The organism is Actinomadura citrea, from assembly GCF_013409045.1.
GTDB lineage: Bacteria > Actinomycetota > Actinomycetes > Streptosporangiales > Streptosporangiaceae > Spirillospora > Spirillospora citrea.
This window is the reverse complement of the sequence record NZ_JACCBT010000001.1, coordinates 2,682,760-2,707,447: the sequence shown is the minus strand read 5'-3', so window position 1 is coordinate 2,707,447 and position 24,688 is coordinate 2,682,760. Positions and strand designations below refer to the sequence as shown.

Sequence of the window (24,688 nt, the reverse complement as noted above, 5' to 3'; positions counted from 1 at the left end):
CAAATGCCGCGTTACGGGGTCAGTCCGGCCACGTCCCGGACTCGGTTGGATAACGTGACCCCGCGGTCATCTCATGCAGGCGGACGCGGAGCTCCTCGACGTCGCGCGTGCGCACGAGGTCGTTCCCCCGGACGGCCCACCATTGCCCGGACCCGCCCCGGCCGATCCGCCACCCGGCGAACTCGGCCGCCAGTTCGCCGATACGGTCGGCGTCGTGCCGCGCGGACTGCTGAGTGTCCATCGGCCGTCCCCACTTCCCTTTGCCATCCGCCTGTCGAGGCTTGACCTTCCGCACCCTCCACTACCCCCGGGATTGTGCGGGTATCCACCCCTTTTTACCTGGGCAAACGTGAGTTTCGGAACGTCGCGGCGTGGGTTTCTCAGCCGCCAAAACTTCCTGTCGCTTGGGGTAGCCAGGTGGCGCGGTAACGTGACCATTCGGCCGGACTGGTCGTCCAGTCCGCGTACACGCCGACGCCGTAGGGCCGCCTGGGCGGCCGTTCGAGATCATCGACCCCGCGCCGGACGCCGCGCAGGGCGACGGGCAGGTCCTCCGCCCACTCCATGAGGGGCCGGTACGTGGGGACGCCCATGAAGACCGTCGTGCGGTCGCCGATGAGCTCCAGCGTCGTGCGGGTGTGCCGGGCGAAGTGCCACCCGGCGAGGGAGCGTGTGGGCAGCGACACGTCGTAGGTCATGATCGCGACCTGGTCGGCACGGTCGGCGACGGCGCGCAGGAAATCCCGGGTGGGGCGCGGCGGATAGTGGAACTTCCCCGTGCGCGGCAGGAGCGTTTTGTAGATCGGCTGGGCCCCGTCCAGGAGGGTCTGCTGCTCCAGCGCCACCGACAGCAGCCTCCCCTTCGACCGCGTCAGCTCGCGGGTGGCGTCCATGAGCGCGAGGAAGGCGCGGTCATCGGGGTAGATCGGCTCGAAGTCGTAGTGGATGCCGTCGAACCCCAGGTCGAGGAAGGCCGCGTCCGTCCCGAGCACCCGCGCCCGCACGGCCGGGTCGTCAAGGTCGATGACGCCCTGGCCGTCCACCACCCGGATCTGCCCCAGGTAGGCCTGCGCGCGAACGCCCGGCGCGTACCGGTGCACGGCGGCGAGAAGCTGCCGCGCGTAGCGGTACTTGGCCTCGGGCACGGTGCCGTCCGCCTCGAACGGCCCCGCGTGGAAGAAGACGTCGGTGATGCGGTTCTCTTTCAGCAGCTCTCCGAGCGCCCTGTACTCGGCGTCGCTGTGGGGCTCCCCCACCCACTGGTGCCGCGCCCAGAGTGCGTTGGCCTCGGTGCCGCGCGCCCGGGGTTCGGGCTGCCACCACACCCAGACCCCGGCGAACACCAGCGAGGCGAGGCCGAGCACGTAGGCCGTCGCCCACCCCAGAATTCGACCGGCCCGCCCCATAACGCGCATCACGCAATCATGTCGGAAGATCCGGGCGCCAAGCGCGGGCCGCACCAGCGGCGCCCCAGCCGCGTCCCACGATCCGGCCATAAAACGATCATGGTTGGGACGTGTTCGCGCGCCGCGCGCGGCAGCGGTTGACAAGAGGGGAACCTTGTATCCACGAGGCGGCTCGTGGTGTCGACCCGTTGGTCTCGATGGGGGAGCCGCCCGGTCCTTACCGTCCACACGGATGGAGGTCAACCGGCATGCGAGTCCCACCTAGACAGGGTGAGCCCCGCCCCCTGATCAGCACGCGGGCCCTAGTGATCATCCTGGTGGCGATCGGCGCAGCCGCCCTCGCCGCCGCCGCCCCGGATCTGGCGATCCCGATCGGGGTGGGCGTGGCGGTCATCACGCTCCTGGCCCAGATCGTCAAGGACTGACCTCGCCGCGCCGCGCACGCCCGGCGGGCATTTCGGCCGCACGGGCCTGCGCGACGTCGGGCAGGGCGCGCCGGATGCGGGCGCGCTGGGTGAGGGCCACGCAGACCAGCACGGCCACGGCCGCCAGCGCGGTCGTGGCGTCGATCCGTTCGCCGAGGAGGACGCCCGACCAGAACAGGGTGAGCATGGGCTGGGTGAGTTGGATCTGGCTGGCGCGGGCGATCCCGGCCCGCGCCAGTCCCTCGTACCAGGCGAAGAAGCCGAGGTAGGCGGAGAAGACGGACACGTAGCCGAAGCCGAGGACGGTGTGGGCCGTCCAGGCGGGGTGGGTCGTGGCGAGCAGCCACCCGGTGACCGGGACGGTGACGGGGGCCGCCAGGACGAGCGCCCAGGAGATGACCCGCCAGCCCGGCATGTCGCGGGCCAGGCGCGCGCCCTCGGCGTAGCCGGCCGCGCAGGTCAGAAGGGCGGTGAACAGCAGCAGATCGGCGGGCGTGACGCGGCCCGCCCCGCGGACCAGGGCGAAGGCGGTGACGCAGGCCGCTCCGGCCGCGCTCGCGAGCCAGAAGGCGCGGGAGGGCCGCTCCCCCGCGCGCAGGACCCCGAGCACGGCGGTGGCTGCGGGCAGCAGCCCGACGACCACCGCCGAGTGGCCGGAGGAGGCGCCGTGGTCGAGCGCGAGCGTGGAGAACAGCGGGAAGCCGAAGACCACTCCGGCGACGACGACCGCGAGGCTCGCCCACTGCCCGCGGCGCGGCGGGCGCGCCCGGACCGATAGCAGTGCGACGGCGGCGAGGACGCTCGCGGCGGCGGAGCGGCCGATGCCGATCATGTACGGGTCGAGCCCTTCGAGCCCGAAGACCGTCGTCGGAATGGTGAGGGAGAAGGTCAGGACGCCGAGCGCCGCGAGCCCCAGGCCCGCCCCGCGGGTGCCGGCCGCTACCCGCAAGGAGACAGTAGCGCTATCTTTGTTCCTCATGAAAGACGATAGCAGTGTGGCGGCGCTGGCCGGCCGGCTGCGCGCGGAGGTCCGCCGGATGAGCCCCGGCGAGCGCCTGCCGTCGAGCCGTGCGCTGGTCGAGCGGCACCGGGTCAGCCCGGTCACGGTGTCGCGGGCGCTCGGGCTGCTGGCCGCCGAGGGCCTGGTGGTGACGCGGCCGGGCAGCGGGGCGTTCGCCGCGCCGCGGGCCGAGGCCGCCGCGGAACCGGCCGACTTCGGCTGGCAGGCGGTGACGCTCGGCGACCGGTCCGTGGACCCGTCCGGGGTGTCGTGGCTCCTCACCCCGGCGCCGGACGGCGTGGTCGCGCTCAGCGGCGGCTACCTGCACCCGACGCTCCAGCCGGTGCGGGCGCTCGCGACGGCGGCGGCGCGGGCGGCCCGGCGCCCGGACGCGTGGGAGATGCCGCGGCTCGGCGGCGCGCCGGAGCTGCGCGCCTGGTTCGCCCGCACGGTCGGCGGCGCCGTCGCCCCCGCCGACGTGCTGATCACGAGCGGCGGCCAGCAGTCGCTGACGACCGTGCTGCGGGCACTGCTCCCGCCGGGCGCCCCGATACTGGTCGAGTCGCCGACGTACCTGGGCGTCCTGGCGGTGGCGCGGGCGAGCGGGCTGCATCCGGTGCCCGTCCCGGTGGACGCGGGCGGCGTCCGTCCCGACCTGCTCGCCGAGGCGTTCGCGATCAGCGGGGCGCGCGTGTTCTACACCCAGCCCGCCTTCCACAACCCGACCGGCACGGTGCTGGGGGCCGAGCGGCGCGAGCGGGTGCTGGACGTGGCGCGCGCGGCGGGCGCGTTCGTGGTGGAGGACGACTTCGCGCGGCACCTCGGCATCGACGCGCCCCCGCCGCCGCTGATCGCGCAGGACGCCGACGGCCGGGTCGTGCACGTCGCGTCCCTCACCAAGGCGACCGCGCCCAGCCTCCGGGTGGCCGCGGTGGTCGCCCGGGGGCCGGTCGCCGAGCGGATCCGCGCGACGCAGCTCGTCGAGGAGTTCTTCCCCGCGAGGCCGCTGCAGGAGACGCTGCTGGAACTGGTCAGCTCGCCGGTGTGGCCGCGCCACCTGCGGGCCGTCCGGACCGCCCTGCGCTCACGCCGGGACGCGCTGCTCACCGCGTTCGCCCGCGACCTGCCGGAGCTGCGGGTGAACCGCCCGGCGGGCGGTCTGCACCTGTGGGCCCGGCTGCCGGACGGCGTGGACGACACCGCGCTGGCCGAGGCCGCGCTGCGCGCCGGCGTCCTGGTCAGCGCGGGGCGCCCGTTCTTCCCCGCCGAGGCCCCCGCCCCCCACCTGCGGATCAGCTACGGGACGGCGGCGTCGGAGGCGGAGCTGGCCGAGGGCGTGCGCCGCCTCGCCGCCGTCCTGCGGTCATGAGGCGGTCATGAGGCGGTGCAGAGGCAGAACTCGTTGCCCTCGGGGTCGCGCCAGACCTGGAACTGGTGCGCCGGCTTCCCCGCGGGCCCGCCGGCAGGGGTGGCGCCGAGGCTCGCCGCCCGCTCGCCGGCGACGCGGATGTCCGGGACGTCCAGGTCCAGGTGCAGCCGGTTCTTGACCTTCCTGCCCTCGGGGACGCGCTGGAACGACAGGAGCGGCCCGCCCGCCCCGAGCGGCTCCAGGTCGAGCCAGTCGTCGCTCTGCGCCGTCGTCTTCATGCCGAGGAGGCCGCCCCAGAAGGCCGCCATGGTGCCCAGGTCGGCGCAGTCGATGACGAGGTTGCCCACCTTCGGGTTCATCGCACGGCTCCCGCCGCCCGGACCGGGTGCGCCGCGGCGCGGGCGCAGTACGGAGCGGGAGGCGTGCGCCGCACCAGGTGCAGCCCGCCGACCCGGCCGAGGATCCAGGCGCGCTTCTGGGCGGCGCGCTCCTGCGCCCGTGCGCGGGCGACGAGCCTCGCCTCGACGATGTCGGCGTGCAGGCGGGCGTACTCGCGTTCGGCCCAGGCGTGGCGCGTCGCGAGCGCCCCGAAGTACGGCAGCTCGTTCATGGTCGTCCTCCCGTTCGTTGACACCTCCCAAACCGTAATGCCGGTGTTGCACCTCGCGCAACCAGTGAACGCTTTATGCCGGTGTCGATCCTTGGTAGAGTTCCCCATGGACGAGCAGGAGGGCGCGATGGCCGGCACCGAGACGGGCGAGGGCCCCGCGCTGCCTCCGGCCGACCCGGCGCTGCTGCTGGCGGACTTCGTCAACACGCTCGACGTCGAGTCCGCCACCGACGAGATCGCCACGCCCGCCGGACTCGCCGGATGGCTGGCCGGACGCGGGCTCGTCCCCGAGGGCGCCGGTTCCGACGACGCCGACGTCCGCACCGCCGTCGCGCTGCGCGAAGGGCTCCGCGAGGCCATGGAGGCCCACCACGGGCCGCACGAGGCCGACCTTCCAGACGATCTGGAGGACGTGCTGGCGGCCCTGCCGCTGCGCGTCACTCTGGCCGGTCCGCGTCCCGCGCTCGTCCCGCTCGACCCGCCCGGCGCCGCCGCCGGCGGCCTGGCCCGGCTCGCCGCCGCGGTCATGGACTCGGTCGCCGCCGGGACCTGGCCGCGCCTGAAGACCTGCCAGATCGACAACTGCCGCTGGGCGTTCCTCGACACCTCCAAGAACCGCTCGCGCACCTGGTGCTCGATGCAGAGCTGCGGCAACCGCGCCAAGACCCGCGCCTACCGGGCGCGGCGGCGCGCTTCGGCGTAGCCGGCGCTCGCTAGGGTGGGCCGGGATCCCGGCGAGAGGACGTGAGCACGGCATGGCGGATGTGGGGGTGCGGCCCGCGCGGCGCGCGGACGCGGCCGCCGTCGCCGACATCCAGGTGCGGGCGTGGCGGCACGGTTACGGCGACCTGCTGCCGGCGGACGTCCTCAGCCAGGTGACCGGCGACACCGCGGTGGAGCGATGGCGCGACAGGTGGGCGGAGGCGGCCACGGCGCCTCCGAGCCCGCGGCACCGGCTCCTGGTCGCGGTGGCCTCCGACATCGTCGTGGGCTTCGCCGCGCACGCCCCGGCCGAGGACGCCGACCTCGACCCGGACGGCGCCGCCGAGCTGATCACCTTGCTGGTCGACCCGCTGCACACGCGCGCCGGGCACGGCAGCCGGCTGCTCGCCGCCACCGTGGACCTGCTCCGCGAGGACGGCTTCACCACCCTGGTCTCCTGGGTGTTCGAGGGCGACGAGGTGACGCGGACGTTCCTCGGTTCGGCCGGGTGGGCGCCCGACGGGACGTCCCGGACGCTCGACATGGGCGAGCCCGTCCGGCAGATCCGGCTGCACACCGACATCAGCGCCCCGCCGGACGGGACGGGCCCCTAGCCAGGGGTCGGTGAGGCGCACGGGCGATCCGGCCATATCTTGGAGGTCGTGCCCGAGTCCACTTTCCTGACGCCGCCCCGTGCAGCCGCACCGGCGCCCTCCGTCCGGCACCGCCGGCTCGGCCTGGTCGTGATGAGCCTCGGCGTCTCGCTGGTCGTCGTGGACGCCACGATCATGGGCGTGCTGCTGCCCCGGATCGTCTCCGACCTGGGCCTTTCCACCTCGGGTGCGGAGTGGGCGACCTCGGTGTACTCGCTGGTGTTCGCCGCGCTGCTCATCCCGTTCGGGCGGCTGGGCGACCTGGTCGGGCGCCGTCGGATGTTCGTGCTCGGGGTGACGGTGTTCGCGGCGGCGAGCCTCGCCGTCGCGCTGGCCCCCGGCGGCGCCGCCCTGATCGGCGCGCGGGCGCTGCAGGGCATCGGCGCCTCGATGCTCATGCCGGCGACGCTGTCCACGGTGAACGCGGTGTTCACCGGGCGGGACCGGGCCGTCGCCTTCGGCGTCTGGGGCTCGATGATCAGCGGCATGGCGGCGCTCGGGCCGCTCGCGGGCGGCGCGCTGGCCACCGGCGGCGGCTGGCGGTGGGCGTTCGGGGTGAACCTGCCGCTCGGCGCCGTCCTGATCGCCGGGGCGCTGCGGTTCATGCCCGAGACGCGCTCGCCCCTGCCGGGCGGCGCGCGGCGCGAGATCGACTGGGTGGGCGGCGCGCTGGCCGCCCTCGGCCTCGGCGCGCTGGTCTGGGGGATCATCGAGGGGCAGACGTACGGCTGGTGGACCGCGACGCGCCCGTTCACCGTCGGCGGGTTCCACTGGCCGGAGGCCGCCACGTCCCCCGTCCCCGTGGTCCTGGCGCTCGGCGCCGTGCTGATCGCGGCGCTGGTCGTGGTCGAGCGGTCCCGGGCGACGGCGGGCCGGCCGGTGATGCTCGACCTGGCGCTGTTCCGCATCCCCAACTTCCGGCGCGGCAACCTGACCTCGGCGCTGATCAACGTCGGCGAGCTCGGGCTGCTGTTCGTCCTTCCGCTGTTCCTGCTGGGCGTGCACGGCACCAACCCGCTGCAGATCAGCCTGGCGATCCTGCCGCTGGCCGTCGGCGCGTTCGTGTCCGGCGGGTCCGCGGGCAGGCTCGCCGACAGGCGCGGCCCCCACCGCGTCGTGCAGATCGGCCTGGTCCTGGAGGTCGCCGCGGTCCTCGGGCTGGCCCTCACCGTCTCCGCGACGACGGGCGGGCTCGGTCTCGCGCCGTGGATGCTGCTGTACGGGCTGGGCCTCGGCCTGACGTCGGCGCAGCTGGCGAACGTCTCGCTCGCGGACGTCCCGCCCGCGCAGTCGGGCCAGGCGTCCGGCACCCAGTCGACGGCCCGGCAGGTCGGCGCGGCACTCGGCATCGCCGCGATCGGGACGGTGTTCGCGACCAGCCTCGGGCACGCGATGACCGACCGGCTGGCGGGATCGTCGCTGAGCCCGGAGCGGCGGGCGGCCCTCGCCCACGACCTGCGCCACAGCGCCGGGACCTCCGGGCGTGATCTGCACGACACGCCGGGGCTGGCCGCCGAGGCGCACGCCGCGGACGCCAGCCTCGCCGCCGCCACCAGGAACGCGGCCCTGACCACCGCGGCGATCCTCGCCCTCGGGCTCGGGCCCGCACTGCGGCTGCGCCCGAGCACTGATCTTCATCGGGAAGAATCGAAGCGCTAGTCCCCCTGTCGTCCCACGAGAACAAGCGGTGACTGTGGCCACGCTCTCCCAATGGGTCGCCGGATCCCGGCCCCGCACCCTGCCCGCGTCCCTCGTTCCCGTCGTCGTCGGCACCGGCGTCGCGGCGGGCGAGGGCGACCCCGTCTGGTGGCGCGGCGTCCTCGCCGCCGTCGTCGCCCTCGTGCTGCAGATCGGGGTGAACTACTCCAACGACTACAGCGACGGCATCCGCGGCACCGACGAGGACCGCGTCGGGCCGCTGCGGCTCGTCGGGTCGAAGGCCGCCCCGCCCAGGCAGGTGCTGGCCGCCGCGCTCGGCTGCTTCCTCGTCGCCGCCGTGGCCGGGCTCGTCCTGGCCGCCGTGACGACGTGGTGGCTGCTGCTCGTCGGCGCGTTCGCGATCCTCGCCGCCTGGTTCTACACGGGCGGCAAGACGCCGTACGGCTACCGCGCGCTGGGCGAGGTCTCGGTGTTCGTCTTCTTCGGCCTGGTCGCCGTCGTGGGGACGACCTACGTCCAGATCGAGGAGCTGCCGTGGGAGGCGTGGGCGGCAGCGGTCCCGATCGGGCTGCTGGCGTGCGGGATGCTCGTCGCCAACAACCTGCGGGACATCCCCACCGACCGGGAGTCGGGCAAGCGGACCCTCGCCGTCCTGCTGGGCGACCGCTGGACCCGGATCCTGTACGCGGCGTGCACCGCGCTGCCGTTCATGTTCGTCCTGGCCCTGGCGGCGCCGCACCCGTGGGCGCTGCTCGCTCTGCTGGCGGCGCCGCTGTCGCTGCCGCCGACGCAGAAGGTGCTGAACGGCGCGGTCGGCCCCGCCCTGATCCCGGTGCTCGGCGAGACCGGCCGGCTGCAGATCGCCTACGGCGTGCTGCTGGCGGTCGGCCTGGCGCTCTGACCTCCGGCCAGAGCGCTCTGGCCCTCGGCCAGCAGGAAGGCGCCGGTGAGGCCGGTGACGAGCCCGGCGAGCACCCCGGCGAGGGCGACCAGGCCCGTGGCCGAGGCGGCGTCCGGCGCCAGGAAGCCCGGCCGGCCGAGCACCACGAGCAGCCCGTAGAGGGACGCCGCGAACATGGTGCCGGAACCGGCCCAGGCGACGGCCAGCGGCACCACGAACCGGCCCGGGCGGCCCGCGCGCCGGACGATCAGCACGAGCGCGGCCGCGGCGGCGACGGCCAGCAGGCCCTCGACGCCATCGGCCAACTGCTGGGCCAGGTTGCGGTCGGCGGCCTCGTGGCCGTGGAGGCCCGCCGTCCCTCCGAACGCCCAGAACAGCTGCACGGCCGCGAAGACCGCGGCCGGGACCACCGCCCCGCGGGCCAGGAGCACCTGCAGCGAGTGGGACGGGCCCTCGGGGACGCTCCTGGTGCGGATCTCGAACGTGCGCGGCCACCGGTCGCGCGCGTACAGGACGAACGCCGTCAGCAAGCCGAGGCCCTGCATGGTGAAGCCCGAGTAGACGACGCCGTACACCCAGCCCTGGAGCGCGTTGTCATCGCCCATGAGCGGCTCGGACGAGAAGAACGTCTGCAGGAGGGTCCCGAGCGGGACGGCGAGGACGATCGGCGCGAGCAGGCCGACCGCGACCCAGATCGGCGCCAGCACCAGCCATGCCGGGATCCGGCGCCCCCAGCGGAAGGTGAACGCCGCCGCCACCAGCACGGCCGCCGCGTCCATGCCGAGGGTGATCGCGTTGCCCACGTACAGCGCGGAACCCTCGGCCGCGGCGGCGTCGCTCCAGCCGACGGTGCTGCCCGAGAGCCACGCGATCTTGATGGTGAGGTAGGGGACGCACGCGGCGATCGTCGCCGCGCAGACGGCCAGGCGCGCGCGCCCCGGGCCGCCGTGCGCGGCGAGCGTCCGCCCGGCGGGCCGGTGAACGGAAAGGGTCATGGACCGACGATCCACCGGGCCGCCCGCCCCGCGCCTCCCGCCGCGGAGGGAGAGCGGGCCCACCGCTCCCCCGCGGGGGTGAGACGACCGGCTAGGCCCAGTCGATCTCGGCGCGGCCGGCGTCGACGAGGGCCTTGTTGACGGCGCTGAACGGGCGCGTCCCGAAGAACTTCTTGGCGCTGAGCGGGCTCGGGTGCGCCGACTCGATCACGGTGTGCTGGGGACCGGTGATCAGTCGGGCCTTCTTACGGGCGTAGGCGCCCCAGAGGACGAACACGACGCGCTCGCTCTTGTCGTTCAGCGCGCGGATCGCGGCGTCGGTGAAGTCCTCCCAGCCCTTGCCCGCGTGCGAGCCCGCCTCGCCGCCCCGGACGGTCAGCACCGCGTTCAGCAGCAGCACGCCCTGGTCGGCCCAGCGGGTCAGGTCGCCGGACACCGGCGCGGGGACGCCGAGATCGGACGCCAGCTCCTTGTAGATGTTGCGCAGCGACGGGGGGAGCCGCACGCCCTCGCGCACGCTGAAGCTGAGCCCGTGCGCCTGGCCGGGGCCGTGGTAGGGGTCCTGCCCGAGGATCAGGACCCGGGCGCTGTCGAACGGGCAGTGCCGGAACGCGTTGAACAGGTCCTCGCGCGGCGGGTAGACGGTCTGCCCGGCGTACTCCCCCGCGACGAACGCGCCCAGTGCGGCGGTGCCGATCGGATCGAGCAGCGGGTCGAGCCGCTCGCGCCAGTCGCCGGGCAGCAGTTCCATCAGGTCGAGGGACATCGTCGGGCCTCCGAGAAACGTGATCTCCAGTTGCCCGGAACACTAGTGCGGGCCTCTGACACGCCAGGGCCGAATCCAGGGACTCCGAACCCCCCGGCCCTAGGATGAGATCAAATGCCCGTTTCCCCCCACCGGCGGCGCCTTCGCGCGTCCGCGCTGCTCGCGGCGTTCGTCCTGCCCGCCCTCGGCGCGGGCTGCGGCGGCCCCTCCGGGCCGGCGACGCTCACCGTCCTCGCGACCTCGTCGATGACGGAGGTGCTCGGCGAGATCGGGGAGGCCTACCACCAGCAGAACCCGGGCGTCAGGCTGCGGTTCGCGTTCGGCGGGACGCCGGAGATCGCCGACCGCCTCGCCGAGCACGAGCCCGCCGACGTCCTGGTGACGGCCGACGGGCCGAGCATGGACGAGGCCGACGAGTACCTGGGCGGGCGCCGCCGCGTCATCGCCCGCGACGCGCTCACGATCGCGGTCGGGCCGGGCAACCCCCGCCGGATCCGGGACCTGCGGGACCTGGCGCGGCCGGGCCTGCGGGTGGTCGTCGGCGCCGGGACGGTCCCCGTCGGCCGCTACACCCGCCAGGTCCTCGCCAAGGCGGGCGTGACCGTCCGGTGGAGCAGCGAGGAGATTGGCGCACGGGCGGTCCTGGACCGGGTCCGCGCCGGCGAGGCCGACGCGGGCATCGTCTTCGTCACCGACCTGAACTCGGCCGGGATCGCGGCGAGCAGCGTGCCCATCCCGGCGAACCAGAACGTCACGGCGTCCTTCCCCGCCGCGGTCGTCCGCGACAGCGGCCACGAGGACGCCGCGAACGCGTTCGTGGCCTGGCTGGTCACACCCGACGCGCAGCGGCTGTTCAACAAGTACGGATTCGTCACACCCGCCGCTCCCCAGTGACCCGGGGGAACGGATAGGGGCCGACTTCCGTTTACCTCCCCGGAGCCCCCCAGGGCTCGGGAACACCTGATCGCCCCGGTCTCCGGGGCGCGTTGTACGGGGAGATGCGACACGTGCCGGACCAGCGACCCGCGCCACAGCCCAACGGGACACCGCGACCGAACGGGACGCCGCCGAACGCCGGCGCGCATCACTCCGGCACGGCCGAGCCCAGCAGACGCCAGTCGGTGCCGCCCCGCAGCGACCCCGACCAGCCCTGGCGCGCCGAGGGCGTGCCCGACCGGAGGGACAAGCGGGCGCGCGGCCTGCGCGGGGGCGGGTGGAAGCCGAACCGGAACAACGCGGTCTTCTGGGCGCTGCTGCTCGCCGTCTTCGGGCTGAGCTACGTCTCCATGCACCTCACCGGCCAGAAGGAGCGGGTGACGGTCCCCTACACGGCGTTCACCCAGCAGGTCGCCGCCGGGAACGTGAAGGACGTCTACACCAAGGGCTACCAGATCCAGGGCCAGCTGAAGAGCAAGCGGGCGGTCCCGGGGCACGCGGAGAAGACCTACTCCTCGTTCGAGACGCTGCGTCCGGCGTTCGCCGACGACAAGATCTACACGGAGATGGTGCAGAAGGGCGTCGAGGTCGAGGCCAAGCCGGTCAACGAGGACCGCGGCCTGCTCGCCAACCTGCTGCTGTCGCTGCTGCCGACCCTGCTGTTCGTCGGCCTGTGGATCGGCGTGATGGTGTGGCTGCAGCGCCGCATGGCCGGCGGCGGGGGCGGCCTCATGGGCGGCTTCAACCGCTCCCCCAAACCCGTGGCCGCGGACGACAAGCGCGCCACGTTCGCCGACGTCGCCGGCATCGACGAGGTCGAGGCGGAGCTCAGCGAGATCGTCGACTTCCTCAAGGACCCCGGCAAGTACCGCCGGATGGGCGCCCGCGTCCCCCGCGGCGTGCTGCTGACCGGCGCGCCCGGCACCGGCAAGACGCTGCTCGCCCGCGCCGTCGCCGGCGAGGCCGACGTCCCGTTCTACTCCGCGGCCGCCTCGGAGTTCATCGAGATGGTCGTCGGCGTCGGCGCCGCCCGCGTCCGCGAGCTGTTCACCGAGGCCCGCAAGACCGCCCCCTCGATCATCTTCATCGACGAGATCGACACCATCGGGCGGGCGCGCGGCGGCGGCGCCAGCATGGGCGGGCACGACGAGCGCGAGCAGACCCTCAACCAGATCCTCACCGAGATGGACGGCTTCTCCGGCTCCGAGGGCGTCGTCGTGATCGCCGCGACGAACCGTCCCGACATCCTGGACCCGGCCCTGATGCGCCCCGGCCGGTTCGACCGGCAGGTCGCGGTGTCCCCGCCCGACCTGGACGGCCGCGTCGCGATCCTCGGCGTGCACACCCGCGACGTCCCGCTCGCCGCCGACGCCGACATCCTCTCGATCGCGAGGATGACGCCCGGGATGACCGGCGCCGAGCTGGCCAACCTGGTCAACGAGGCCGCCCTGCTCGCCGTCAAGCGCGAGAAGGGCGCCGTGGACATGGACGACCTCCAGAGCGCCCTGGAGAAGGTGCAGCTCGGTACCCGGCGCTCCCTGGTCATGCCGTTCGAGGAGCGCCGCCGCACGTCCTACCACGAGTCCGGGCACGGCCTGCTCGGCATGCTGCAGCCGGGCGCCGACCCCGTCCGCAAGATCACGATCGTGCCGCACGGGCGCGCTCTCGGCGTCACCGTCTCCACCCCCGACGACGACCGCTACGCCTACGACGAGCGCTACCTGCGCGGCCGCATCATCGGCGCGCTCGGCGGCATGGCCGCCGAGGAGCTGGTCTTCGGCGTGATCACCACCGGCTCGGAGAGCGATCTGGAGCAGGTCACCAAGATCGCCCGCGGGATGGTGGGCCGCTGGGGCATGTCCCAGAAGATCGGCCCCCTGTCGATCCTCCCCGCGGACGGCTCGGACCCGATGGGCCAGTACGCCGCCCAGGGCACCCTGGACGCCGTCGACCTGGAGGCCCGCCGGATCGTCGACGAGTGCTACGCCGAGGCCCTGGAGACCCTCCGCACCCACCGCGACAAGCTGGACTCCCTGGCCGCCGCCCTCCTGGAGAACGAGACCCTCGACGAGACCGCCGCCTACGCCGCCGCCGGCGTCGACCGCACCATCCGCGAGGTGGACCTCTCCAAAACCCGCCTCTGAGAACGTCCTAGGCGAGTCGGGGAAGGCCTATGGGGTTGGGGAACGGCATCTCGGTCGCCAGGGCCTTGGAGGCCGGTACGAGCGACTCGTACAGGGGCCTGGGGTCGGCCAGGACGGTGTAGGGGGCTGCCGCCAGTTCGTCGGTGCGCTGCTCGATGTGCGCTTTCAGAGCGCGTCCGGCTTCGGTGGCCTCCGCCTCGGCCACGAGGCCGCGTCGGGCGAGTGCCTCGGACGCCTCGTCCCATTCCTCGGGCGACCAGCCGCGGCTTTCCCGTAGCCGCTCCGGAGGGACGATCCCCATGGCGCACGCCAGGACGTTTGCCTCCAAGCCGCTCAGGCCCTCCGCGGTGAGAAGGGCGACGTGCCCGTCCCCGCGGTGCTCGCGCAAGGACGTGGTCGCCTGCCAGAGCGCCTCCACCGGGTTCTCGGGGAGGGGCAGATCACGGTTGGCCGCGAACAGCGGGCGGCCGGAGGCGTCCGCCGCCATCACGACCTCCTGCAGGAGCGGCGCTGCGTCGACCGCCACGTCCTCGATGCCGGGGAAGGTCCTGCGAAGGGCGCGCGCTGCCGCCTCGCTCCGGGCGACGAGGATGCTCTCGGGGGACGCGAACTCCCACGCGTCCGGGACCGCCCGCCGTACGCGGGCCGGGTGGAAGCCGAAGAAGGTCGCCTGGATCGTCCCTGCGGAGGCCCGGCCGAGCGGCGCTCCACGGCTCCCGAAGTAACCCATCCAGAAGCCCTTGAGGCCGACGTCCTTGTTGGCCGTCCGGCACTCCTCGGCGAAGTACGTCACCGCGTGCAGCGGCTCCAGGGCCTTCCACATGTCCCGCGCGAACGTCGCATCCACCTGCCGAACGTTAGGCTCGCCCCGGTCCCCGCACAACCCCGGTCACATTCTGCGCGCGGCGTCCGTCAGTGTGGTGACCTAGAGGTACAGAGGGGGACGTGATGGACGAGCGCGAGTTCCTGGCCGAGCGGTTCGAGGGGCACCGCACGCATCTGAAGGCGGTCGCCTACCGGATGCTGGGCTCGCTCGCGGAGGCGGACGACGCCGTCCAGGAGGCCTGGCTCAAGCTCAGCCGCTCCAACGCGGGCGACATCGACAACCTGGGCGGCTGGCTGACGACCGTCGTGGGACGGGTGTGCCTGGACATGCTGCGCTCGCGCACGTCCCGCCGCGAGGACCCGCTGGAGGAGCGCCTGCCCGACCCGGTCGTCAGCGCCGCCCCCGACCCCGAGTACACGGCTCTGGTGGCCGACTCGGTCGGGCTCGCGCTTTTGGTCGTCCTGCAGTCCCTCACCCCCGCCGAGCGGCTGGCCTTCGTCCTGCACGACACGTTCGGGGTGCCGTTCGAGGAGATCGCACCCATCGTGGGACGGTCGCCTGCCGCCGCCCGCCAGCTGGCCAGCCGTGCCCGCCGGCGGGTGCGCGGGACGGCCCCGGATCCCGAGCGCGACCCGGCCCGCCAGCGCGCGGTCGTCGACGCCTTCAACGCCGCGGCCAACGGCGGCGACTTCGAGGCGCTCGTCGCCGTCCTCGACCCGGACGTGGTGCTGCGCGCCGACGTCGGCGCCATCCCCGGCGGCTGGACGCAGGTCGTCGGCGCCGAGAACGTCGCCGGGCAGGCCATCAGGTTCCGCAGGACGGCGCAGGGCCAGATCATGCACGCCCTGGTCAACGGGACCGCCGGGATCGTCTGGTTCGAGGACGGGCGCCCGCAGTCCGTCCTGTCCTTCACGGTCGCGGAAGGAAGGGTCACCGCGATCGACATCCTCGCCGACCCCGACCGCCTGGCCGCCCTCGACCTCGTCTACTCCGGCTGACCCAGCGTGGCGGGGAGGGCCGACGCGGTGAGCGTCGTCATGCCCTTCAGGGCGTCCAGGACCGTGGGGTGCGGGGCCGCGTGGACGGTCGGGAGGATCGGGTCGTCCGGGTAGGCCAGGGCATCGGCGGAGGCCGAGAAGCGCACGGCCGGGTCCCGGGGGTCGAGTCGGACCCACCGGTCGTCGATGAGGGCGGCGGCGAGGCCGTGGACGAAACCGGGGCGCTGCTGGTAGCACAGGCCCGCCTGGACGCCGCCCGCGCGCAGGAGGGCGACGTAGGCGTGGGACTGGGCGAAGCACAGGCCGGTGCGCTGTTCGAGGACGTCGGAGGCCCGCCAGGGGACGCGGGTGTCGCCGGTGTCCATGGAGTGCGGGATCAGGTCGCGGACATGGTCGAACGCCGCCCGGGCGTAGGCGATGTCGTCGCCGGTGCGCAGCTCCGAGGCGATCGACTGGACGAGCGGGTGCTCGATGTCGATCGCCTCGGACGCGGCGAGGTAGTCCCAGGGCTCGGCGTCGAAGTCCATCACAGGCCGAGGAGGGCCTCGATGCCGACCGTGAGGCGGTCGAGCTCGGGGACCTTGCGGACGGCCAGCAGGACGCCGGGCATGAACGACTCGCGGTTCATCGAGTCGTGCCGGATGGTGAACAGCTCGCCGTGGCCGCCGAGGACCACCTCCTGGTGGGCGACGGCGCCGGACATGCGGACGGCGTGCACGCGGACGCCGTCCACGTCGGCGCCGCGGGCGCCCTCGACCCCGGAGGTCGTGGCGTCAGGGGACGGGGCCACGCCCGCCTCGGCGCGGGCGGCGGCGACCAGCTCGGCGGTGCGGTAGGCGGTGCCGGACGGGGCGTCCGCCTTGTTCGGGTGGTGCGTCTCGACGATCTCGACGGACTCGAAGTACGGGGCCGCCTTCTGCGCGAAGTGCATCATCAGCACCGCGCCGATCCCGAAGTTCGGGGCGATGACCACGTTCCCGGACGACTCGTCGGTCAGCCAGGAGCGGACCGTGTCGAGCCGGGACGGGTCGAAGCCGGTGGTGCCGACGACGGCGTGCAGGCCGCGCTCGACGCACCACCGGAGGTTGTCCATGACGACGCCGGGGTGGGTGAAGTCGACGACGACCTCGGCGGCGGTCAGCGCGTCGAGCGCGTCGCCCTGGTCGACGGCGGCGACGAGCTCCATGTCGTCGGCTCCCTGCACGGCGCGGCACACCTCGGCGCCCATCCGGCCCTGCGCGCCCAGCACCCCGACCTTGATCACGTGTTCCTCCCGGTTGACGTCGTCCCGAGCCTATCGTCAGAAGCGCTTGCCCAGCTCGCGCGCCTCGGCGTGCGCGGAGCGGCGCCCGGTCTCGGCGTCGGCGGTGGCGAGGTTCGGGCGGAACTCGGCGGTGCCGATGTCGGTGACCCCCGTCCAGCGCAGCCAGCCTTCGAGGAACGGGGCCTGGTGGTCGCGGCCGAACGCGGGCCCGCGGCCCTCCCCGTAGACGGCGCTGGTGTAGACCACGGCCGCCTTCTTGCCCTCCAGGAGACCGCTGTAGCCCTTCTCGGGGTCGAAGCGGAACACCCAGCCGGGCTGCGAGACGACGTCGATGAACTGCTTGAGGATGTAGGGGACGCCGGAGTTCCACATCGGGACGCTGAACAGGTAGCGGTCGTAGGAGTCGTAGTGCTCGAAAACGTCCCGGGCGGCCCTCCACATGGCGGCCTCCTCGCCGGACGGCTCGTTCCCCGCGAGCACGTTCATCTTGGCGCCGGCCCCGGCCGAGCCGAACGCGGGAAGGCCGGCCTCCCAGAGGTCGAGGTGGTCGACGGCGTCGCCGTGGGTCTCGCGATAGGCGTCCAGGAACGCTTCGGCCATCGCCAGCGACTCGGACGCGGCGCCCCGCGGGGATGCGGAGATGTGCAGCAGACGGGACATGAGGGTCCTCTCACCCGAAAATACGGACCAAGGTCCGCTTACTCCTCCGGAGATTAGCGGACCCTGGTCCGTTTAACAAGTCAGCGGATCGTCAGGCTCCGAACTCGCGGTCCCCCACCGGGCCGATCACGGTGAGGGCCTGCGGGCCCGCCAGCACGTCGCGGGCGATGGCGCGGACGTCGTCGGGCGTGACGGCCTCGATGCGCGCCAGGACCTCGTCCACGCGCAGCAGCGACTCGTAGACCAGCTCGCTCTTGCCGATGCGGCTCATCCGGGAGCCGGTGTCCTCCAGGCCGAGGACCATGGCGCCGCGCAGCTGGCCCTTGCCGCGTTCCAGTTCCTCGTCGTCGAGGCCGTCGGCGGCCTTGGCCAGCTCGTCCCGGCAGATCGACAGGACCTCCTCGGCCTTGGCGGGCTGGCAGCCCGCGTAGACGCCGAAGACGCCGGAGTCGGCGTACTGGGCCGTGTAGCTGTAGACGGAGTACGCCAGGCCGCGCTTCTCGCGGATCTCCTGGAAGAGGCGGGACGACATGCCGCCGCCGAGGGCGGCGTTCAGCACGCCGAGCGCGAACCGGCGATCGTCGGTGCGGGACGTGCCCGCGCCGCCGAGGATGATGTGCGCCTGCTCGGTGTCCTTGTCGATCACCACGCTGCGCGGGTCCAGGGGGACGGGCGCGCCGTCCAGCCGGGGCGCGGCGGGCGCGGCGTCGCCGTGCAGGTGCTCGGCGAACGCCTCCGACACCAGCCGGACGACCTCGTCGTGGTCGATGTTGCCCGCCACCGACACCACCAGGTTGGACGGGACGTAGTGCTGCCGGTAGTAGTCGTGGATCCGGTCCCGGGACAGCGCGTTGATCGACTCCTCGGTGCCGAGGATGGGGCGCCCGAGCGGGGTGTCACCGTACAGCGCCGTGGCGAACTCGTCGTGGATCAGGTCGCCCGGGTCGTCGTCGCGCATGTGGATCTCTTCGAGGATCACGCCGCGCTCGGCCTCGACGTCCTCGGGCCGGTTCACCGACGCCGCCACCATGTCCGAGACCACGTCCACCGCGAGGGGCAGGTCGGAGTCCAGGACCCGCGCGTAGTAGCAGGTGTACTCCTTGGCGGTGAACGCGTTGAGGTCGCCGCCGACCGCGTCGACCGCCGCGGAGATCTCCAGGGCCGACCGCCGCCGGGTGCCCTTGAACAGCACGTGCTCCAGGTAGTGGCTGGCGCCGGCGTCGGCGGGGACCTCGTCGCGGGAGCCGACCGCCGCCCAGATGCCGAACGCCGCGGAGCGCACGGTCGGCATCGTCTCGGTGATGACCCTCAGCCCGCCGGGCAGGACGGTGCGGCGGACCGCGCCGGCGCCGTCGGTGTGGATCGTGGTGGTGGTGCCGGGCTCCTGCGCCCTCGCCGGCAGGGTCACGTGTCGCTCACATTCCGTCGGGGGAAAGCGGCCGGCCGGCCGTCCCGCAGCTTTCACAGCGCTGCGGGCCCGGCCGGCCGGTCATGGCCTGGATCAGGAGTTGCGCTGGCCGGCGTCGTCGTCGGACCCGCGGCGGGTGCGGCGGCGCCGCGGACCGCGCCGGTCGCCGTCGTCGCGGCGCTCCCGGCGCTCGCCGGAGTCGCCGTCACCGTCGGCGGACGCGGAGGCGGGCTCGTCGCCGCCGTCCGCCTCGGCCTTCCCGGCGGACTCGCGCTCGACCACCTCGACCGGCACCAGCGACAGCTTGCCGCGCTGGTCGATCTCGGTGACCTCGACCTGGATCTTCTCGCCGACGCCCATGACGTCCTCGACGTTCTCGATCCGTGCGCCGCCGTGCAACTTGCGGATCTGCGAGACGTGCAGCAGGCCGTCCTTGCCGGGCAGCAGCGACACGAACGCGCCGAACGTGGTGGTCTTGACGACGGTGCCGAGGAACCGCTCGCCGACCTCCGGCATGTGCGGGTTGGCGATCGAGTTGATCGCCTGCCGCGCGGCCTCGGCGGACGGCCCGTCGGTGGCGCCGACGTAGATGGTGCCGTCGTCCTCGATCGTGATGTCCGCGCCGGTGTCGTCCTGGATCGAGTTGATCATCTTGCCCTTGGGGCCGATGACCTCGCCGATCTTGTCGACCGGGACCTTGATCGTGATGATCCGCGGCGCGTTCGGGCTCATCTCGGCGGGCGCCTCGATGGCCTCCTGCATGACGTCCAGGATCGCCAGGCGGGCGCCCTTGGCCTGCTTCAGCGCGGCGGCCAGCACCGAGGCCGGGATGCCGTCGAGCTTGGTGTCGAGCTGCAGCGCGGTGATCAGGTCACGGGTGCCGGCGACCTTGAAGTCCATGTCGCCGAACGCGTCCTCGGCGCCGAGGATGTCGGTCAGCGTGACGTACTCGTCACCGTCGTTGATCAGGCCCATCGCGATGCCCGCCACCATCTGCCGGAGCGGGACGCCCGCGTCCAGCAGCGACATGGTGGACGCGCACACCGAGCCCATCGAGGTGGAGCCGTTGGAGCTGAGCGCCTCCGACACCTGCCGGATCGCGTACGGGAACTCCTCGCGCGAGGGCAGCACCGGGATCAGGGCGCGCTCGGCGAGCGCGCCGTGCCCGATCTCGCGGCGCTTCGGGGAGCCGACCCGGCCGGTCTCGCCGGTGGAGTACGGCGGGAAGTTGTAGTTGTGCATGTAGCGCTTGGTGCGCTCGGGGTTCAGCGTGTCGATCGTCTGCTCCATGCGGAGCATGTTCAGCGTCGTCACGCCGAGGATCTGCGTCTCGCCGCGCTCGAACAGCGCCGAGCCGTGCACGCGCGGGACGACGTGCGCCTCGGCGGTCAGCTGGCGGATGTCCTTCAGCCCGCGGCCGTCGATGCGCAGCCCGTCGCGGATCACCCGCTCGCGGACCAGCTTCTTGGTGACGGCGCGGTAGGCGGCGGAGATCTCCTTCTCGCGGCCCTCGAACCGCTCGGCGAGCTTCTCGGCGGCGGACGCCTTGATCTCGTCGAGCCGGGACTCGCGCTCCTGCTTGCCGGCGATGGTCAGCGCCTGCGCCAGGTCTCCGCTGACGGCGTCGGTGACGGCGGCGAGCACGTCGTCCTGGTAGTCCAGGAAGATCGGGTACTCGGCGGTCTCCTTCGCGGCGACGGCCGCGAGGTCGCTCTGCGCCTTGCACAGCACCTTGATGAACGGCTTGGCCGCCTCCAGGCCCTCGGCGACGGTCTCCTCGGTCGGCGCGGTCGCGCCCTCGCCGACGAGCTTGATGGTGTCGCGGGTGGACTCCGCCTCCACCATCATGATCGCGACATCGCCGTCGGCCAGCACCCGGCCGGCCACGACCATGTCGAAGGTCGCGCGCTCCAGCTCGGGGTGGGTCGGGAAGCCGACCCACTGGCCGTCGATCAGCGCGACGCGGACGCCGCCGATCGGGCCGGAGAACGGCAGGCCCGCCAGCTGCGTGGACATCGAGGCGGCGTTGATCGCCACGACGTCGTACAGGTGGTCGGGGTGCAGCGCCATGATCGTCTCGACGACCTGGATCTCGTTGCGCAGGCCCTTGGTGAACGACGGGCGCAGCGGCCGGTCGATGAGCCGGCAGGTCAGGATGGCGTCCTCGGACGGACGCCCCTCGCGGCGGAAGAACGAGCCGGGGATGCGCCCGGCGGCGTACATCCGCTCCTCGACGTCCACGGTCAGCGGGAAGAAGTCAAGGTTGTCCTTGGGCTTCTTGGACGCGGTGGTCGCCGACAGCACCATCGTCTCGTCGTCGAGGTAGGCGACGGCGGAGCCGGCCGCCTGCCGGGCCAGCCGGCCGGTCTCGAAGCGGATGGTGCGGGTGCCGAACGTGCCGTTGTCGATCACGGCTTCGGTGGTCTGCGCACCTTCGATGCGCACGGCTTCTGTCACGGGAAACCTCCTCATGGGTTCCATGTCGGTCCTCGCGGCCGTTTCCCGTTGGCTGTCACGCTGCCGGTCTTCGATCGAAGCACCCGGATCGAGAGCGCCGCCGATGCGGCGGAACGGATCCGGAAGCCACTACCGAGGACCGGCCCGCACCAGCGGTGTCCGCGAGGCTTGTCTGAAATTGGGGCCGGGGCCGGGCGGGCCCGCCGGCCGTAAAAGGAAGGGAGTGGCCCGTCGGACCACTCCCTCACCCTGCTAGCGCCGCAGCCCGAGTCGCTCGATCAGCTGCCGGTAGCGGTTGATGTCCTTGTTCGCGAGGTACTTCAGGAGCCGGCGACGACGGCCGACCAGCAGCAGCAGACCGCGGCGGCTGTGGTGGTCGTGCTTGTGCTCCTTCAGGTGCTCGGTCAGATCGTTGATACGGCGCGTCAGCAGCGCGACCTGGACCTCCGGCGATCCGGTGTCACCCTCAGTGGTCGCGTACTCGGCGATGATCTGGTTCTTCGTGGCGGTGTCGAGCGACACGTGGCTCCTTCGATGGATTCGTCACCCGCAGATCCAGGCCCGGTGGGCGCACGGGTCCGCATGGTGCGTGTTAAGAGGGTGGCGGGCCGCATGAGGGTGCAGCCAGCCGCGCCGGGGCCCTTCCCGGCGACTATTCACCGTACCATGCCGCAAAGCCACCCCGTCACGTTGCGAGAACCGCTGTTGTCGCAGGGTACGCGGCGGAAAGACGGGGTCAGCCGGAGGTGATCTCACGGGCGCGGGCCACGTCCCGGTGCATCTCCTCGACCAGCGCGTCGATGGAGTCGAACTTCAGCGTGTCGCGGATGCGGGCGGCGAAGTCCACGGCCATGTGCTCGCCGTAGAGGTCGAGGTCGTCGCGGTCCAGCGCGTAGGCCTCGACGGTGCGCTCCCCCGCGCCCTCGAAGGTCGGGTTGGTCCCGATGGAGATCGCCGCCGGCCAGCGGAACGCGGGGTAGCGGTCGGAGTCGCAGACCAGCCAGCCGCCGTAGACGCCGTCCGCCGGGATCTCCGTGTGCGGCAGCGTCTCCAGGTTGGCGGTGGGGAACCCGAGCGCGCGGCCCCGCTGGTGGCCGCGCACGACGACGCCCTCGACGCGGTGCGGGCGGCCGAGCGCGTGCGCGGCGGCCTCGACGTCGCCCGCGTCGAGGCGCCCCCTGATGTAGGTGGACGAGATCGTGTCGCCGTCGGCCACCAGCGGCATACCCTCGGCCGTGAAGTCGTACTTCTCGCCGAGCTCCCGCAGCAGCGCCACGTCCCCCTTGGCCTTGTGCCCGAACCGGAAGTCCTCACCGACGATGACGTGGGCGGCGTGCAGCCGGTCGACCAGCACCGACTGGACGAACTCGTCCGGCGGCACCTTCGACAGCTCCAGGGTGAAGGGCACCACCACGACCGCGTCGGTGCCGAGGCCCTCCAGCAGCTCGATGCGCCGCCTGGTCGTGGCGAGCAGCGGCGGGTGCGTGCCGGGCCGGACGACCTCGTCCGGATGCGGGTCGAACGTGATGACCACCGAGCGCAGCCCGCGGCGGCGAGCCTCCTCGGCGGCGGCCCCCACGATCCGCTGGTGGCCGCGGTGCACGCCGTCGAACACCCCGATGGTGATCACCGAACGGCCCCAGTCTGCGGGAACCTCGTCGAGGCCATTCCAGCGCCGCACCATGCTCTCCCTGCGTAGGACGTTCCTGTCAGGTACTTCTTGCCGTCCTCAAGAGTGCCATGCGGGGGCCGGGTTGGTCGCACCCAGGGGGCCCGGTGTGCGGCACCCGCCCCCCGGTGCGGGCCGACGGACGATCTCAGGCGGACTGGTAGACGACCAGGGAGACCGCGATGTACTGCAGGACGTAGGCCGCCAGCGTGCAGGCGTGGAACACCTCGTGGAACCCGAACCAGCTCGGGGACGGGTTGGGGCGGCGCAGCCCGTACACCACTCCCCCGACGCTGTAGCAGATCCCGCCGCCCGCGACCAGCAGGCAGGCGGCCAGACCCGCTCCGGACAGGAACTGCGGCAGGAACAGCACCGCCACCCAGCCCAGCACGATGTAGAGGGTGACGTAGAGGGCGCGGGGAGCGCCGATCCAGGTCGTCCGGAAGACGACCCCGGCGATGCCCCCGGTCCACACGATGGCGAGCACGGCCACGCGCACGCCGCCGTCCAGCGCCAGCACCGCGAACGGCGTGTACGTCCCGGCGATGATCAGATAGATGTTGGCGTGGTCGAAGCGCCGCAGCACCTCGATCAGCCGGTGCGACTGCTGCCGGTGGTACGTCCCCGAGATCCCGAACAGCATCCCCGATGTCGCCACGTACAGCGCCGACGCCAGCCGTGCCTGAAGGCTCGGGCCGAACGCCACCAGCACCAGCCCCGCGACGAGCACCGCGGGGAACGCACCGAGGTGCAGCCAGCCGCGCAGTCGCGGCCGGGTGGGGGACGCCACCGGAAGATCATCTTTCACCGTGGTCACGGACACCTCCTCACGAACCTACGCTTAAGTAGGTTACGCGACCGTAGGTTGATGGTGCATCCGTTTCGTCCCGTGATACTCGCCACGGACCCCACCGCGCTCGCTCCCCCGGTCAGGAGACGAACACCGCGAGGGACTTGGCGACCGGGCCCCGCTCCTCGACGAGCGCGAGCAGCGTCCCGTCCGGCGCGAAGACGCCCACCGGCCCGGGCCCGAGACCGACGGCCGGCAGCCGCCCGCCGTGCGCGACCTTGCGGGCGTCGTCCTCGGACACGTCCCGGCGCGGGAACACCGACGCGACGGCCTCGGCCATCGGCAGGATGTCCAGTCTCTCGCCGAGCTGGTCGAGCGTGCGCGCCATCGACAGGTCGTAGGGCCCGACGCGGGTGCGGCGCAGCGCGGTCAGGTGGCCGCCGCAGCCGAGCGAGGCGCCGAGGTCACGGGCCAGCGCCCGGATGTAGGTCCCCGACGAGCAGGACACCGAGGCGTCCACGTCGATCAGGCCGCCGTCCCGCCGGACGTCCAGGACCGCGAACTCGTCCACGGTCACGGGGCGGGCGGCGAGCTCCACGTCCTCGCCCTTGCGGGCCATCTTGTAGGCCCGCTCCCCGTTCACCTTGATCGCACTGACCTGCGGCGGTACCTGCTGGATCGTCCCGGTCAGCTCCGCGACGCCGATCCGCAGCGCCTCCTCGGTGACGGCCTCGGCGGACGCGGCCGCGATGGTCTCGCCCTCCGCGTCGTCGGTGTTGGTCGACTCGCCCAGTCGGATCGTGGCGTCGTAGCCCTTGTGGGTCAGCGCGAGATGCCCGAGCAGGCGGGTGGCCTTGCCGATCCCGAGGACGAGCACGCCCGTCGCCATCGGGTCCAGCGTGCCCGCGTGCCCGACCCGCCGGGTCTTCGCCAGCCGCCGCATCCTCCCCACGACGTCGTGCGACGTCCAGCCGGCGGGCTTGTCCACGATGACGAGTCCCGAATCCATGCTCTTGCTTCACCTCGAAGGCTGCGGGCGGACGGAGGACG

The 24,688-nt window shown here is 73.0% G+C and carries 26 protein-coding genes; 9 read left to right on the top strand and 17 right to left on the bottom strand.

Annotated elements, in window-relative coordinates:
• Positions 1–19: 19 nt before the first annotated feature.
• Together BJ999_RS12795 and BJ999_RS12790 are read right to left on the bottom strand one after the other, a co-directional pair.
• A complete protein-coding gene (locus BJ999_RS12795; RefSeq protein ID WP_179833496.1) occupies positions 20–241 on the bottom strand; it encodes a hypothetical protein in 222 nt (73 codons plus the stop codon).
• 139 nt (positions 242–380) lie between these two features.
• Positions 381–1,415 (bottom strand): glycoside hydrolase family 18 protein, encoded by a 1,035-nt coding sequence (locus tag BJ999_RS12790; protein WP_229809872.1) that lies wholly within the window; start codon positions 1,413–1,415, stop codon positions 381–383.
• Between the two features lie 239 nt (positions 1,416–1,654).
• On the opposite strand from BJ999_RS12790, the gene BJ999_RS12785 reads away from it, so the two are divergent.
• Positions 1,655–1,831 (top strand): hypothetical protein, encoded by a 177-nt coding sequence (locus BJ999_RS12785; RefSeq protein ID WP_179833495.1) that lies wholly within the window; start codon positions 1,655–1,657, stop codon positions 1,829–1,831.
• On the opposite strand, the gene BJ999_RS12780 is transcribed toward BJ999_RS12785, so the two are convergent.
• Positions 1,821–2,780: a DMT family transporter gene (locus tag BJ999_RS12780; RefSeq protein ID WP_229809871.1), complete on the bottom strand. Its 960-nt coding sequence runs from the start codon at positions 2,778–2,780 to the stop codon at positions 1,821–1,823. The two genes, BJ999_RS12785 and BJ999_RS12780, sit on opposite strands and share 11 nt — an antisense overlap.
• 28 nt (positions 2,781–2,808) lie before the next feature.
• Here BJ999_RS12780 and BJ999_RS12775 point away from each other — a divergent pair, with 28 nt between their 5' ends.
• Entirely contained in the window at positions 2,809–4,200 is a 1,392-nt protein-coding gene (locus tag BJ999_RS12775) for an aminotransferase-like domain-containing protein (RefSeq protein WP_179833493.1), read from the top strand.
• Positions 4,201–4,205: 5 nt separating this feature from the next.
• Here BJ999_RS12775 and BJ999_RS12770 read toward each other — a convergent pair whose 3' ends face one another.
• A complete protein-coding gene (locus BJ999_RS12770) occupies positions 4,206–4,559 on the bottom strand; it encodes a VOC family protein (RefSeq protein ID WP_179833492.1) in 354 nt (117 codons plus the stop codon).
• Positions 4,556–4,810 carry a hypothetical protein gene (locus BJ999_RS12765; RefSeq protein WP_179833491.1) on the bottom strand — a complete coding sequence of 85 codons (255 nt, stop codon included), beginning with the start codon at positions 4,808–4,810 and terminating at the stop codon, positions 4,556–4,558. Before BJ999_RS12765 ends, BJ999_RS12770 begins: the two co-directional genes overlap by 4 nt.
• A gap of 106 nt (positions 4,811–4,916) precedes the next feature.
• Here BJ999_RS12765 and BJ999_RS12760 point away from each other — a divergent pair, with 106 nt between their 5' ends.
• The 4 genes from BJ999_RS12760 to BJ999_RS12745 are packed head-to-tail and all read left to right on the top strand — an operon-like array spanning position 4,917 to position 8,725.
• Entirely contained in the window at positions 4,917–5,513 is a 597-nt protein-coding gene (locus tag BJ999_RS12760; RefSeq protein WP_229809870.1) for a CGNR zinc finger domain-containing protein, read from the top strand.
• A 52-nt stretch (positions 5,514–5,565) separates the two neighbouring features.
• Positions 5,566–6,126, top strand: a complete 561-nt coding sequence (locus BJ999_RS12755) for a GNAT family N-acetyltransferase (RefSeq protein WP_179833490.1) — start codon at positions 5,566–5,568, stop codon at positions 6,124–6,126.
• A gap of 48 nt (positions 6,127–6,174) precedes the next feature.
• The gene (locus BJ999_RS12750; protein ID WP_229809869.1) at positions 6,175–7,824 is read left to right on the top strand and encodes an MFS transporter; all 1,650 of its coding nucleotides are present in this window, start codon (positions 6,175–6,177) and stop codon (positions 7,822–7,824) included.
• Between the two features lie 34 nt (positions 7,825–7,858).
• Entirely contained in the window at positions 7,859–8,725 is an 867-nt protein-coding gene (locus BJ999_RS12745; RefSeq protein WP_179838507.1) for a 1,4-dihydroxy-2-naphthoate polyprenyltransferase, read from the top strand.
• On the opposite strand, the gene BJ999_RS12740 is transcribed toward BJ999_RS12745, so the two are convergent.
• Together BJ999_RS12740 and BJ999_RS12735 are read right to left on the bottom strand one after the other, a co-directional pair.
• Positions 8,689–9,720 carry a hypothetical protein gene (locus BJ999_RS12740; protein ID WP_179833489.1) on the bottom strand — a complete coding sequence of 344 codons (1,032 nt, stop codon included), beginning with the start codon at positions 9,718–9,720 and terminating at the stop codon, positions 8,689–8,691. The two genes, BJ999_RS12745 and BJ999_RS12740, sit on opposite strands and share 37 nt — an antisense overlap.
• A 91-nt stretch (positions 9,721–9,811) precedes the next feature.
• A complete protein-coding gene (locus BJ999_RS12735) occupies positions 9,812–10,486 on the bottom strand; it encodes a uracil-DNA glycosylase (RefSeq protein WP_179833488.1) in 675 nt (224 codons plus the stop codon).
• 114 nt (positions 10,487–10,600) lie between these two features.
• On the opposite strand from BJ999_RS12735, the gene modA reads away from it, so the two are divergent.
• Together modA and ftsH are read left to right on the top strand one after the other, a co-directional pair.
• Complete coding sequence (modA, locus tag BJ999_RS12730; RefSeq protein ID WP_179833487.1) at positions 10,601–11,380, top strand: molybdate ABC transporter substrate-binding protein; 780 nt, start codon at positions 10,601–10,603, stop codon at positions 11,378–11,380.
• A 227-nt stretch (positions 11,381–11,607) separates the two neighbouring features.
• Positions 11,608–13,566 carry an ATP-dependent zinc metalloprotease FtsH gene (gene ftsH / locus BJ999_RS12725; protein ID WP_229809868.1) on the top strand — a complete coding sequence of 653 codons (1,959 nt, stop codon included), beginning with the start codon at positions 11,608–11,610 and terminating at the stop codon, positions 13,564–13,566.
• A 7-nt stretch (positions 13,567–13,573) separates the two neighbouring features.
• On the opposite strand, the gene BJ999_RS12720 is transcribed toward ftsH, so the two are convergent.
• Entirely contained in the window at positions 13,574–14,413 is an 840-nt protein-coding gene (locus BJ999_RS12720) for an SCO6745 family protein (protein WP_179833485.1), read from the bottom strand.
• Between the two features lie 101 nt (positions 14,414–14,514).
• Here BJ999_RS12720 and sigJ point away from each other — a divergent pair, with 101 nt between their 5' ends.
• Complete coding sequence (sigJ, locus tag BJ999_RS12715; protein WP_179833484.1) at positions 14,515–15,390, top strand: RNA polymerase sigma factor SigJ; 876 nt, start codon at positions 14,515–14,517, stop codon at positions 15,388–15,390.
• Here the strand turns inward: sigJ and BJ999_RS12710 are convergent.
• From BJ999_RS12710 to truB, 9 genes are all read right to left on the bottom strand, one after another.
• On the bottom strand, positions 15,378–15,917 hold the full coding sequence (locus BJ999_RS12710; protein WP_179838506.1) for a transglutaminase-like domain-containing protein: 540 nt from the start codon (positions 15,915–15,917) through the stop codon (positions 15,378–15,380). The two genes, sigJ and BJ999_RS12710, sit on opposite strands and share 13 nt — an antisense overlap.
• Positions 15,917–16,654: a 4-hydroxy-tetrahydrodipicolinate reductase gene (gene dapB, locus BJ999_RS12705; protein WP_179833483.1), complete on the bottom strand. Its 738-nt coding sequence runs from the start codon at positions 16,652–16,654 to the stop codon at positions 15,917–15,919. The genes BJ999_RS12710 and dapB overlap by 1 nt, the downstream gene beginning before the upstream one ends.
• A gap of 36 nt (positions 16,655–16,690) precedes the next feature.
• Complete coding sequence (locus tag BJ999_RS12700) at positions 16,691–17,314, bottom strand: FMN-dependent NADH-azoreductase (RefSeq protein ID WP_179833482.1); 624 nt, start codon at positions 17,312–17,314, stop codon at positions 16,691–16,693.
• A 91-nt stretch (positions 17,315–17,405) separates the two neighbouring features.
• Positions 17,406–18,722 carry a M16 family metallopeptidase gene (locus BJ999_RS12695; protein WP_179833481.1) on the bottom strand — a complete coding sequence of 439 codons (1,317 nt, stop codon included), beginning with the start codon at positions 18,720–18,722 and terminating at the stop codon, positions 17,406–17,408.
• A gap of 93 nt (positions 18,723–18,815) precedes the next feature.
• Entirely contained in the window at positions 18,816–21,194 is a 2,379-nt protein-coding gene (locus BJ999_RS12690) for a polyribonucleotide nucleotidyltransferase (RefSeq protein ID WP_218935044.1), read from the bottom strand.
• A 237-nt stretch (positions 21,195–21,431) separates the two neighbouring features.
• Positions 21,432–21,701, bottom strand: a complete 270-nt coding sequence (gene rpsO, locus BJ999_RS12685; protein ID WP_067792110.1) for a 30S ribosomal protein S15 — start codon at positions 21,699–21,701, stop codon at positions 21,432–21,434.
• A gap of 214 nt (positions 21,702–21,915) precedes the next feature.
• A complete protein-coding gene (locus BJ999_RS12680) occupies positions 21,916–22,860 on the bottom strand; it encodes a bifunctional riboflavin kinase/FAD synthetase (protein ID WP_179833480.1) in 945 nt (314 codons plus the stop codon).
• Between the two features lie 136 nt (positions 22,861–22,996).
• The gene (trhA, locus tag BJ999_RS12675) at positions 22,997–23,665 is read right to left on the bottom strand and encodes a PAQR family membrane homeostasis protein TrhA (protein WP_229809867.1); all 669 of its coding nucleotides are present in this window, start codon (positions 23,663–23,665) and stop codon (positions 22,997–22,999) included.
• A gap of 112 nt (positions 23,666–23,777) precedes the next feature.
• Complete coding sequence (truB, locus tag BJ999_RS12670) at positions 23,778–24,647, bottom strand: tRNA pseudouridine(55) synthase TruB (protein ID WP_179833479.1); 870 nt, start codon at positions 24,645–24,647, stop codon at positions 23,778–23,780.
• Positions 24,648–24,688: the final 41 nt, after the last annotated feature.